At 65.3% G+C, this 11,369-nt stretch carries 11 protein-coding genes; 3 read left to right on the forward strand and 8 right to left on the reverse strand.

Annotated features, from left to right (window positions below; genetic code table 11):
• Positions 1-21 precede the first annotated feature (21 nt).
• Complete coding sequence (locus RIA72_RS13635) at positions 22-297, forward strand: hypothetical protein (RefSeq protein ID WP_350032602.1); 276 nt, start codon at positions 22-24, stop codon at positions 295-297.
• A gap of 207 nt (positions 298-504) precedes the next feature.
• On the opposite strand, the gene RIA72_RS13640 is transcribed toward RIA72_RS13635, so the two are convergent.
• Positions 505-1,224 carry a GNAT family N-acetyltransferase gene (locus RIA72_RS13640; RefSeq protein WP_350032603.1) on the reverse strand — a complete coding sequence of 240 codons (720 nt, stop codon included), beginning with the start codon at positions 1,222-1,224 and terminating at the stop codon, positions 505-507.
• Between the two features lie 91 nt (positions 1,225-1,315).
• Between RIA72_RS13640 and RIA72_RS13645 the strand changes: the two genes are divergently transcribed.
• Positions 1,316-1,657, forward strand: a complete 342-nt coding sequence (locus RIA72_RS13645) for a helix-turn-helix domain-containing protein (RefSeq protein ID WP_350032604.1) — start codon at positions 1,316-1,318, stop codon at positions 1,655-1,657.
• A gap of 13 nt (positions 1,658-1,670) precedes the next feature.
• Here the strand turns inward: RIA72_RS13645 and lepA are convergent, their stop codons facing one another.
• The 5 genes from lepA to RIA72_RS13675 all read right to left on the reverse strand — a co-directional run bounded on the left by lepA (position 1,671) and on the right by RIA72_RS13675 (position 8,745).
• Complete coding sequence (gene lepA, locus RIA72_RS13650) at positions 1,671-3,494, reverse strand: translation elongation factor 4 (protein ID WP_350032605.1); 1,824 nt, start codon at positions 3,492-3,494, stop codon at positions 1,671-1,673.
• A gap of 294 nt (positions 3,495-3,788) precedes the next feature.
• The gene (locus tag RIA72_RS13655) at positions 3,789-6,584 is read right to left on the reverse strand and encodes a DNA methyltransferase (RefSeq protein WP_502957958.1); all 2,796 of its coding nucleotides are present in this window, start codon (positions 6,582-6,584) and stop codon (positions 3,789-3,791) included.
• Positions 6,585-6,711: 127 nt separating this feature from the next.
• Positions 6,712-7,596: a transposase gene (locus tag RIA72_RS13665; protein WP_350032606.1), complete on the reverse strand. Its 885-nt coding sequence runs from the start codon at positions 7,594-7,596 to the stop codon at positions 6,712-6,714.
• 10 nt (positions 7,597-7,606) lie between these two features.
• Complete coding sequence (locus RIA72_RS13670) at positions 7,607-8,602, reverse strand: hypothetical protein (RefSeq protein ID WP_350032607.1); 996 nt, start codon at positions 8,600-8,602, stop codon at positions 7,607-7,609.
• Positions 8,599-8,745 carry a hypothetical protein gene (locus RIA72_RS13675; RefSeq protein ID WP_350032608.1) on the reverse strand — a complete coding sequence of 49 codons (147 nt, stop codon included), beginning with the start codon at positions 8,743-8,745 and terminating at the stop codon, positions 8,599-8,601. The genes RIA72_RS13670 and RIA72_RS13675 overlap by 4 nt, the downstream gene beginning before the upstream one ends.
• Positions 8,746-8,920: 175 nt before the next feature.
• On the opposite strand from RIA72_RS13675, the gene RIA72_RS13680 reads away from it, so the two are divergent.
• Positions 8,921-9,064 carry a YncE family protein gene (locus tag RIA72_RS13680; protein WP_350032609.1) on the forward strand — a complete coding sequence of 48 codons (144 nt, stop codon included), beginning with the start codon at positions 8,921-8,923 and terminating at the stop codon, positions 9,062-9,064.
• A 38-nt stretch (positions 9,065-9,102) separates the two neighbouring features.
• Here RIA72_RS13680 and RIA72_RS13685 read toward each other — a convergent pair whose 3' ends face one another.
• Positions 9,103-9,882, reverse strand: a complete 780-nt coding sequence (locus RIA72_RS13685; protein WP_350032610.1) for a precorrin-2 dehydrogenase/sirohydrochlorin ferrochelatase family protein — start codon at positions 9,880-9,882, stop codon at positions 9,103-9,105.
• A gap of 156 nt (positions 9,883-10,038) precedes the next feature.
• Positions 10,039-11,298 (reverse strand): diaminopimelate decarboxylase, encoded by a 1,260-nt coding sequence (gene lysA / locus RIA72_RS13690; protein WP_350032611.1) that lies wholly within the window; start codon positions 11,296-11,298, stop codon positions 10,039-10,041.
• Positions 11,299-11,369: the final 71 nt, after the last annotated feature.

Genomic DNA, 11,369 nt, shown 5'->3' on the forward strand with positions numbered 1-11,369 from the left:
CAACTTTGGGAGTCACTCATTATGCGCAAGATGTTCATCACCCTCGCCGCGACGTCGGCCCTCGCGCTCGGCGCCTGCCAGAGCCCGGAAGCCGACAGGGTCGAGGATCAGGCCGAAGCCCAGGCCGAAGCGATCGACGAACAGGCCGACGCCATGCCCGAAGGCCCCGCCAAGGAAGCCATGGAAAACAAGGCCGATGTCGTCGAGGAAATGGGCGAGGAAAAGGCCAACGCCATCGACGACAATGGCGAGATCGCACCGTCCGAATCGGGCGTCGGCGACACGCAGACCAAATAAGGGCTGCCTCCCCTAAAGGGCAGAGGAAGGGCGCCGGTGACACCGGCGCCCTTTTTCGTATGCGATAGCGGGGGCGGTGTGATCGCGATCACCGCGGCGCAGGATCATCACGGTTAATGCGCCGTTCGGGACGGGAACACGCTTTCAGCGATAAGCTTCGCGGCCCACTCTCCCGCCGTCCTTTGCGACCCAGGGCGGCGGGAGGGGCTATTGCAGCGTATCGAGCGCCGCCAGGACATCGCACACGCCCGGCGCATCGCTATCCGCCCGCAGCGCGGCGAGCCCCTCCGCCACGTCGAGCCGATATTCGGCGACGCCCGCGCTTTCGCCGGCCCATACCGCGCCCAATGTCTTGACGAGCCGCCGCGCCGCGTCATTTTCCGACAGCATATGGACGTCGAGTTCGACGAGGCCCTCGTCAAGACAATCGACGAGCAGCGCCGCGGTCATCATCCGCGCCAGCCCCTGCCCATGATAGTCGTCGAGCACCGCGATCGAAAATTCGCCCACCGGCCCGTCGGGGCGGTGACGCACGGCGTGCACCGCTCCGATCGCGGGACGGTCGGGGCACGAACTGCAGATCGCGCCCCACGCGATATGGTCGTGCCCGTCGACATCGACCAGCCGTTCGATCACCGCGTCGGGCAAGGATGTCGCCGGCGAGAAAAAGCGCAGATAGCGCGATTCGGCCGACAGCCGCGCGATCCCCTCGCGGATCAGCTCGGCGTCGTCGGGGGTAATGGTGCGCAGACATACCGCGGTGCCGTCGTTCAGCCGGCAGTGAATCGCGGCATCCTCGATCCGGCGCTTCGGCGCGGCGCCTTCCCGCCGCGCGTCCTGTTCCTCCATCGCGGCCTCCCGCCGGTCGCGGCAAGCCCCGCGGCGCGCCGCCGCCGGGTCCGCCGCCCTGCCACTGGTCCTCAGCATTCGCCGCCCAGCGGGCGGTGAAATGTTGAAAGCCGAACCGAGCTTAACTTGCTATTTGTTGCACGTCCAAGGCAGAAAGGTTGCAACCCCCGTGTCCCCCCCGCATGTTGACGGCCCAGCGCAGTACGAAACGCTGGGCGCCCGGCTCGAGCGCCTGCGCAAGGTGCGCGGGCTCAGCAAGACCGCCCTCGCCCACCGGCTCGGCGTTACGCCGACCTCGATCTGCTATTGGGAACAGGGACGCTCGCGCCCGCGGCCCGCGCTGCTGAGCGCGGTAGCGGAAATCCTGGGCCTTTCCCCCGCCGACCTGCTGGGCGAGGCGCCGGGCGCGGACGGCGAGCGGCTCTTCAACATGGTCGCGCGGATGCGCGCCGAAATTGCCGATGCGGCGGGGGTCAGCCCGGCCAAGGTCCGCATCTCGATCGAGATGTAGACCCCTAAGCCAGTCAGGCGTCGTCACCCATGCGCAGCGCGGCGATGAACGCCTCCTGCGGGATGTTCACATTGCCATATTCGCGCATTCGTTTCTTGCCCTCTTTCTGCTTTTCGAGGAGCTTCTTCTTGCGCGTCGCGTCGCCGCCATAGCATTTGGCGGTGACGTCCTTGCGCAGCGCGGCGATGGTTTCGCGCGCGATGACCGTGCCGCCGATCGCCGCCTGGATCGGGATTTTGAACATGTGGCGCGGGATGAGGTCCTTCAGCCGCTCGCACATGCCGCGCCCGCGCGATTCGGCGCTGCCGCGGTGGACGATCATCGACAGCGCATCGACCGGCTCGTTGTTCACAAGGATGCTCATCTTCACAAGGTCGCCCGCGCGGTGGCCGATCTGGTGATAGTCGAACGACGCGTAACCGCGCGAAATGCTCTTGAGCCGATCGTAGAAGTCGAACACCACCTCGTTGAGCGGCAGTTCGTAGGTGATCTGCGCGCGGCCACCCACATAGGTCAAATTCTTCTGCACCCCGCGGCGGTCCTGGCAGAGCTTCAAGATCGGCCCCAGATAATCGTCGGGCACGTAAATCACCGCCTCGATCCACGGCTCCTCGATCTCGTCGATGCGGTTGGGGTCGGGCATGTCGGCGGGATTGTGAAGCTCGATCTCCTTCGCCGCCTCATTCTTGGTGTGGCTGAGCTTGAGCTTGTACACCACCGAGGGCGCGGTGGTGATGAGGTCGAGGTCATATTCGCGCGTCAGCCGCTCCTGAATGATCTCGAGGTGCAGCAGCCCCAGGAAACCGCAGCGGAAGCCGAAGCCGAGCGCGGCCGAGCTTTCCATTTCGAAGCTAAAGCTCGCGTCATTGAGCCGCAGCTTCTGGATGCTCTCGCGCAGCTTTTCAAAGTCGTTCGCGTCGGTCGGGAAGAGGCCGCAGAAGACGACTGGCTGAACCTCCTTGAACCCCGGCAGCGGCGCGGCGGCGGGCTTCTTCGCGTCGGTGACGGTGTCGCCGACGCGCGCCTGCGCGACGTCCTTGATCTGCGCGGTGATGAAGCCGATCTCGCCCGGCCCGATTTCGACCAAATCGGTGCGCTTGGGCGTGAAACAGCCGACGCGGTCGATCAGGTGGGTGGTGCCTGCCTGCATGAACTTGATCTGCTGGCCCTTTTTCAAGGTGCCGTCGATCACGCGGATCAGGATGACGACCCCCAGATAAGGATCGTACCAGCTGTCGACGAGCATCGCGACGAGCGGCGCGGCGGCGTCGCCCTTCGGCGGCGGGATGCGCGCGACGATCGCTTCCAGCGCCTCCTCGATCCCGATCCCCGACTTGGCGCTCGCGAGCACGGCGTCGTCGGCGGGCAGGCCGATGATATCCTCGATCTCTGCCTTCACCTTGTCGACGTCGGCGGCGGGCAGGTCGATCTTGTTGATCACGGGCACGATTTCATGGTCATGCTCGATCGACTGATAGACGTTGGCGAGCGTCTGCGCCTCCACCCCCTGCGCCGCGTCGACGACAAGCAGCGCGCCCTCGCACGCCGCAAGGCTGCGCGACACTTCATAGGCGAAGTCGACGTGCCCCGGCGTGTCCATCAGGTTGAGCTGATAGGTTTCGCCATCCTTCGCGGTGTAGGAAAGGCGCACCGTCTGCGCCTTGATCGTGATGCCGCGTTCCTTCTCGATGTCCATATTGTCGAGCACCTGCGCCGACATTTCGCGCTCGGTCAGCCCGCCGGTGAACTGGATCAGCCGGTCGGCAAGCGTCGACTTGCCATGGTCGATGTGCGCGATGATCGAAAAATTGCGGATATGCGAAAGGGGAGTCGTCATCGGGCGCCGTTAGCAGGGGTTTGCGGCGCTGTCAGCAGGGAGTGAGGGTGCGGCGCGGGCGGCGACGCTTTTCTCCAAAGGTCAGTAAAAGTCAGCCCTGTGCGCATCGCAGTGCCGCGCCTGTTCTGCACGGCGGCGCGCAGGCGATACGGCGGAAGGGCGGGAGCGGACGAGTCAAAGAGCGAAGGCCGCGACGCTGGCACGGCGCGATAATGTAGGAAAGCAATATTTTGCACGGGGGCGCGGAGGGGAAGAAAAAGGGTTTCACGCAAAGGCGCGAAGGCGCGAAGCGGGTCAGCCCTGCTTCGCCGCCTTGCGCGCGACGCGCCGATTCTGCTTCGCCGCTTCGCGTTCGAGCGGATTTACCAGCGCTTCGTAGCGACCGAACAGATGTTCGACGCGGTCGCGGTCCGAGGCGAAGGGTGCGGCCCGATAGAGTTTGTCGACCGCCAGATCGAGCGCGGCATGCGCCTTGCGCAAATTGCCCGGCATGGTGTCGGGATCGTAAAGGTCGGCGAGGCTGGAAGTCGGATGCGCAGCGCGGGCGTCGAGCACCGCCTGCGCAAGCGTTTCGATCTTGGCGCGCTGGGCGGGGGTGGCGTCGGGCCAGGGGAAGGTGTTGTAAACGAGAGTGTTCGAATAACGATAATCGCTTTTAATCCTACCACCGACATAGCTCAGCCAAGCGGTATGTATCTTTGACGATATGATACCGAAATGGAAAATCTCGCCGTCCGGGATGCAGGTGCAACTGTCATGCACGATAACTTTGCTATCGAAAAACCCAAATGGAATGTATTCTCTATTTTCTGAAGAATGCCTTGGAACCAATATGTAAATGCTCGTCGGCTGGCGTATTTCAGCGAATAAACTGGCCCACGCGGCAGCTTTCTGGGTAGGAATTTTCTTACTGGACAGCCGAAAGGCTCTAACTGCTTTTATGCGTTCCGTCACCACCGGCAGTTGACGTATCACACTAGGTTCTACGTCGTTTAGCCAGAGACACCACCGCTCGCCGCCATTCAAATATTCATGGGAACTAACAAGAAATCGAATAAATTTCGCTATGTCGGGATTCTCCCGAACGAGATCTTCTTTAGTGGCAGTATCGAAAATGAGATTGCCATTATCTACCGGCTTGTTTCCGTAAATGATTGGCGGAATATCTGCGAGCGGCTTTGCACGCTCCCGCACGACCAAGTGTCGGTTTGCTAGCCCTTTTGCGTCGAACAAATACGCCGTCAGCGCCCCATGTCGGCTCTCAACCGGATCGCCGTTGATGTCAGGATAGCTGAACAGCCTCTTTTCCGCGGGTTCATGGTCGCGGTGCGCAAGGCCAATGATGACCACGTGGACATGCGCCTTGCCGCGCGCTTCGCTGCCCCAATTGAAGGTGCGATGTGCGAAAGCGATTTCGAAACCGTAGCGGTCGAAAAGGAGCGGCCAGAGCTGCGCGACCTGTTCGCCTTGGGTGATCGAATTGGTCGAGACGAAAGCGACACGGATGCGCTTGTTCGGTTGGAGGTATTGGCCTGCCTTTATGAACCATGCCGTTACATAGTCGAGTGAGCCTGCGCGTCCTGATGGCGCATTGATTACGCGAGCCATCTGTTGCCGCTGAAACGGGGACTGATGGCTTTGCCCGATAAACGGCGGATTGCCCATGATGTAGCTGCATTTTTCGGGCGGCAATAATTCAGCCCAGTCGGTTTCCAGCGCGTCGCCGTGCAGGATCGTCGCGCCGCCTTTCAGCGGGATGCGCGCGATGTTGGTGTTGAACGCTTCGTTGATCCAGTTGTTGGCGATATGATCGGCCATCCACATCGCGACTTCGGCGATGCGCGCCGGAAATTCCTCAAATTCGATGCCATAGAATTGATCGACCGTCACTTGGCTCATCAGCGCGGCGTTCATGCCACCGTCGGGATAGCGCAGGCGCAGCGCGCGGAGTTCGAGCGCGCGGATTTCGCGATAGGCGATGACGAGGAAATTGCCGCAACCACACGCCGGATCGAAAAAGGTCAGCCGCCTCAGCTTCGCCAGATATTCGGTCAGCGCGGCGTCGCGGCCCGTCCGGCGCGCCGCGATCCTGTCGAGTTCGTCCTTCAGATCGTCGAGAAAGAGCGGTCCAATGACCTTCATTATGTTTGCTTCGGTGGTGTAGTGCGCGCCCTTTGCCCGGCGTTCTTTCGCGTCCATCACCGATTGAAAGAGCGAACCGAAAATGGCGGGCGACACCCCCGACCAGTCATGGCGCGCCGCATCGAGCAGATGATCGCGCATCTTTTGGTCGAATTGCGGAATCCGGAGGCGACCGGCAAAGAGCTGACCGTTCACATAGGGAAAGGCGTCGAGTTCGCCCGACAGCCCTTTCTGCCGCTGACCCTCGGGTGTGTCGAGCACGTCGAAAAGCTGGCTGAGCACCAGCCCGGTGTCGCTGCCGTCGGGGCGCGTGTCATTGTCGATCAGTTGAAGGAAAATATCCTTCGGCTGAAAGATGCCGGTGTCGTCGGCAAAGAGGCAGAAGAGGATGCGGACGAGAAATTGTTCGAGATCGTGGCCGGTATAGCCCGCATCCTCCAGCGCGTCGTGGAGCTTGCCCATCAGCTCCGCCGCCTTGATCGTCACCCCCGCCTGATTTTCGAAACTGACGCGCCGCCCCAGCATGAAGTCGAAGGCGGTGATGTGCTTGTGCAGATCCCGAAGGTGGAATTTCAGCTCGGCGCCGGTTTCGAGGTCGAGCAGGTTCCAGTTCTGAAAATCGCAGGTCAGCACCCAGCGCGGCTGGTCGGTCGGGTGAAGCCCCTCGACATAGGAAAGCGCCTGTCCCTGTGCCTTGCCAAGATCGAGGCGGCTCGATTTCTGTTCGATCAGCAGCGTGCGCGGCCAGAACAGGTCCATGAAACCATGTTTGTTGTCGAGCAGCTTGACGCGCTGTTCATAGACGGCGACCGTGCGACGCTTGATTCCGAAAATGTCGAAGAAGTCGTTGTAGAAGCTTTGCGTTTCGCCCTTTTCATAATGGGCGTCGCGCCATTCCTCGCTGAACGCCTTGGCGCGGCGTTTGATTTCGTCCCAACTCAGTCGCATTCCGCCCCCTTATGATGACGCGACGCTAGACGAACCGCATTCGGGCGCCAAGGGGCAAGCGTTTCAACAATTGAACGAATCCGGGTGCGATCCATAAAGTCTCCCCATGGCTTCGTCGCAGGAAGGATCACCCTGCCAGCCACCTCGCGCAATCGTCGCGCACCCGCGCGTCCGCATCCCCCATCCCGCGTTCCAGCACCGCCGCCCGGCCCGCGCCATCTTCCACCGCCGCCAGCGCGGCGAGGGCGTTCGCGCGCACTCTGGGTACCGGATGCGCTCTGGCGAAATGGTCGGCGACGTCGCGGGCGTTTTCGTGAAGGTGCACCGCGGCGCGGAGCAGCATTTCGGTGCTGGTCATCGTCGGGCGGCGCGCGATCGTTCGCGATTTTAGGTCGACGATATATTGGTCGCGCCACGGCACGCCTTCCCCCTCGTCCATGATGTTGAGGCTGACCGAGAGGCGGCCCGGCGGGTGCTGGCTGTGGACGTCGCGGTGCGCGCGGTAGAGCATCATCCTGCCTTCGCTAAGCTGGCTCTGCCCTAGGGCGCTGAGGGAGAGCGGCTCGCCGAGGCGGCCGTCGACGGTTTCGGCGTCATAGACATAATCGTCGCTCACATAACCGGGACCCCAATAGCCGACGGTCAGAAAATGGAAATTATGGTCGTGCGCGACGCCGTAGGAAAAGGCCGCGGCGCCGCTGGCGGCGGTGACGGCATCGCGCGCGGCGGGCCAGAGGTTCGCGCGCAGATAATGGCCGCGCGCGCCGCGGTGGAGCAGGAAGACCTGCGCCGAATGGCGGTTGAGCGCGAGCTGGTCGGCATAGCTGCTCTTGAGCGCGGCGATCATCCGGTCGGCCAGAAAGCCGCGGTTGCGCGCGAGGCCGGCGAGGAGGGCGGAGCATTGGGAGAGGCTGGCCTGGTCCGCGAGGTCGACGCCGCTTTCATCGAGCCGCGCGGCGACTTCGGCGAGGTCGAGTTCGGGGGTGTGCGGCGGGTCGATGACGCGGGGCATGACTGGCTTTCTAAAGCCCCTCCCCCGAAGGAGAGGGGCTCTTCAGGAGCGCCAGCGTCGCCGCCGCGGCGGCGCGCACTTCGGCGTGCGGGTCGGCGGCGGCCATGGCGGCCAGATGCGGGTGCGCGGCGGCGGGATCGAGCGCGACAAGCTCGCGCATCGCGTGCCAGCGCGCGGCGAAATCGCCCTTCTGCGTTTCCGCCACGAACAGCGGCGCGGCGTCGGCGCGGCCGAGGTGGCGGAGCAGCGTCAGCGTCATCGCGCGAAGGCTGGCGCCCTGCTGCGCCGCGCCGACCCCGGCGAGGCGGCGGCTCGCAAGGTCGTAGCTGCGCACCGGGAGGCGCGCGGCCGGCTGGACCGCGAGTTCGAGCAGCAACACATCGCCGCGCGCGCCGTCGAGGTGATAGCTTTGCCGCGCGGTATCGAGGTGCAGCATCTCGCCATCGCAAAGCGGCCGCGGCACGAGGCTGCGACAGGCGGACGCGCGCGCGGCGGTGAAGCCGCCCGCTTCCTCCGCCGCGCCGACCGTGACTTCGTGGAGGCAGAGCGACGCCCCGCCGGCAGCGAGCACGCGGATCGCGCTGCGGCCGGGGACGAAGAGCGCGTGCGTCGGCGGCGGCGCGCTCGCGGGACGGATATGAAGCGTCAGCCGAACCGCGCCGCGCTCGGCAAGGATGACCCCTCCCGCGCTGCCATCACCGCCGCCGACCGCGCGGAGCGGCGGCCGCGCGAACGGATCGGCGGCGAGGAGCGCCAGCGCGTCGCCCAGGCGGCGATGCAGCCAGCGAAGGTCGGCAAGCCACGGCAGAAACCGCGCGACGGCCTGCTCCGGCGCGTCATCGGCGGCCGCGTCGATCGCGGCGCCGAGCCCGCCGGTCGCGGCATCGGCGCGGCGCCAGCGCGCGTCGAGATCCGCTACCGCGGCACGGATGCGCGCGCGGCGGGGGGCATCGCCCGCCGGATAATGATCGTGGCGCGCCGCGCACGCCGCCGCGCTCCCGCTCAATCGTGGACGATCAGCGCGATGATGACGGCGATCTCGAACACCGACTGTCCCGACGCCAGCGTTTCGCCGGCCAGCGACCCGAACAATCCGACCGCGGTGTCGAGCATGGGCAGCGCGTCGATGTCGATAGGCAAAATGTCCATAATCCCCTCCGTCCTGCAACCGGCGGCGCAACCGCCGCCGCGGGCAGAATTAGGGCCGCCCGGACGCGAGGGAGAGTTAACTTATCGTAATGCGCGTGCCCCTGGCGCAGAACGGCGATCAGCCGAGCGCGCGCGTTTCGGCGAGCCGGGCGAACAGGCGGCAGGGCAAGTCACCTTGCTGTTCAGCGCCGATTCGAAGCGGCTCTACGCCGCCGAGACGGGGCGCGACCAGGTTGCCGAAATCGACGTCGCAAGCGGGAAAGTGCTGCGGCGGATCGCCGCGGGCAAGAATGGCGACGGGCTGGCGATCGCGCCTTAGGCGGGTGGGTTCGGGAGGGAAATCGGGCCGTCCCCTTGTCAGCTCGCCTCCCGCAAATCGAGCCACAGCGACAGGCCCGGTGGCGGATCGGCGGGCGGGGCGCCGGTCACATGGCGAACCGCGTCGGCGCGCGCGCGGTCGAGGATCGCGGGCGCCAGCGTCGCGGGGTGGTAGATATGGTCCGCTTCGCCCAGCAGGCGCGCCGCGCGCAGCGTGAGGTCGTCGGGATCGGCGCTCGTCAGAGTAATCGTTTCGAGGCGCGAGGGCGACGCCGTGGCGGGCGCGGCGAGCCATTGGTCGACGCGGTTCGCCGCACCATCGGCGAGCGGGTCGAGCACCCCGCCCGGCGCCAGCGCGGCGTCGATCGCGCGGCGGCGGTCGGCGGCGGCGGGCCAGCGCGCCTTCATCGCGGCGCGCGCGGCGTAAAGCGCGCGGGCAAGGTCGCCGAGCCGCGAAGGCAGCAGCGCCTCGATCCGCTGGCGAACGGCTTTCGCGAGCCCCGCCGATGCGCCGCCGGTCCCGATGGCGATGGTAACGGGCGCGCGGTCGACGATCGCGGGGGTGGTGAAATCGCAAAGATCGGGTCGGTCGACGACATTGACGAGCAGGCCGCGCGCGCGAAGCGCGGAGGCGGCGGCGCGCGCCTCTCGCTCATCGTCGAGCGCCACAAAGGCGAGCATGGCGTCCGCCGCATCCTCGGCAACGATGCGCCCGCCCGCGCGCTCGACCAGCCGCGCCTTGGCGTCGGCGGCCTCCCCCTCCCCCACCAATACGACGGCGCGCCCGGACAGGTTCAGGAAGATGGGGAGCTGGTGCATGATGCCCCTATAGCAAGCCCCTCCCCTTCAGGGGAGGGGTTGGGGTGGGGCTGTCGGCGTTGCGCAATGCCGATATCGCCCACCCCACTGCGACTAGCCAGCAAGCTGGCAAGTCTCACTGCCCCTCCCATGAAGGGGAGGGGTCAAATTTGCACCTCAATCAATCCAGTCGGGCACCCGCTCCGCCGCCATGATCGTGCCCGCCGCGATGCGGTCGGCGACGGTGACATAGCGGTCGCCGTCGACGAGCACCTCGGGCACCAGGCTGCGGCTGTTGTAGGTCGATGCCATCGTCGCGCCATAGGCGCCCGCGGTGCGGAAGGCGGCGAGGTCGCCTGCCTCTACCGCGTCGATTTCGCGGTCGCGCGCAAAGGTGTCGCCCGTTTCGCATACCGGGCCGACGATCGACGCGGTCATTTTTTCGCCGCTGGGCCTCACCGCGACGAAATCGTGATAGGCATCGTAGAGAGCGGGGCGCGCGAGGTCGTTCATCGCGGCGTCGACGATCACAAAGGGGTTCACCGCGCCGGGCTTGACCCACAGCACTTCGGTCAGAAGCACGCCGGTGTTGCCCGCGATGACGCGGCCGGGCTCGAACATCAAGGTGACGTCCCAATCCTTTGTCACGCGCGCGACCATCGCGCCATATTCGGCGGGGCTCGGCGGATTGTCTTCGGGGCGATAGGGTACGCCCAGCCCGCCGCCGAGGTCGACGTGGGTGATGCTGTGCCCCGCGGCGCGAAGGTCGGCTACAAGGCGGCCGACGCGCTCGAACGCGGCCTCCAACGGGTCGAGGCTGGTGAGCTGGCTGCCGATATGCAGCGCGACACCGCGCATCTTGAGCCCCGGGAGCGCCGACAAACGGTCGAAGATCTGCGGCGCGGCGTCGATGCCGACGCCGAACTTGTTTTCGGCCTTGCCGGTCGAAATCTTTGCGTGCGTGCCCGCGTCGACATCGGGATTGACGCGGAGCACCGCGCGCGCGGTCATCTCCTTCTTGACCGCAATCTCCGACAAAGCGACGCCTTCGGGTTCATGCTCGATATTGAACTGGCCGATACCGCGGTCGAGCCCCTGCGCCAGCTCGGCGCGCGTCTTGCCGACGCCCGAAAAGACGATGTCCTCGGCCGCCATGCCCGCGGCGAGCGCGCGTTCGAGCTCGCCCCCCGACACGACGTCGGCGCCATAGCCCTGCCGCGCGAGGACGCGCAGCACGCCGAGATTGGGGTTGCACTTGATCGCAAAGGCGATGTGCTTTTTGGGAATATCCTTCAGCGCGTCGGCGAACACCTGGGCATGGCGTTCGAGCGTCGCGCGCGAATAGACATAGACGGGGGTGCCGATTTCTTCGGCAATTTGCGGCAGCGGGATGTCTTCGGCGTGGAGGACGCCGTCACGATATTCAAAATGATCCATCGAAGGAAATCCTAATCCTATATTCCCGTTCGCATCGAGCGAAGTCGAGATGCCCCTGACTGAGGGGCTGC

The sequence above is a fragment of the Sphingopyxis sp. genome (assembly GCF_040216815.1).
Lineage (GTDB): Bacteria > Pseudomonadota > Alphaproteobacteria > Sphingomonadales > Sphingomonadaceae > Sphingopyxis.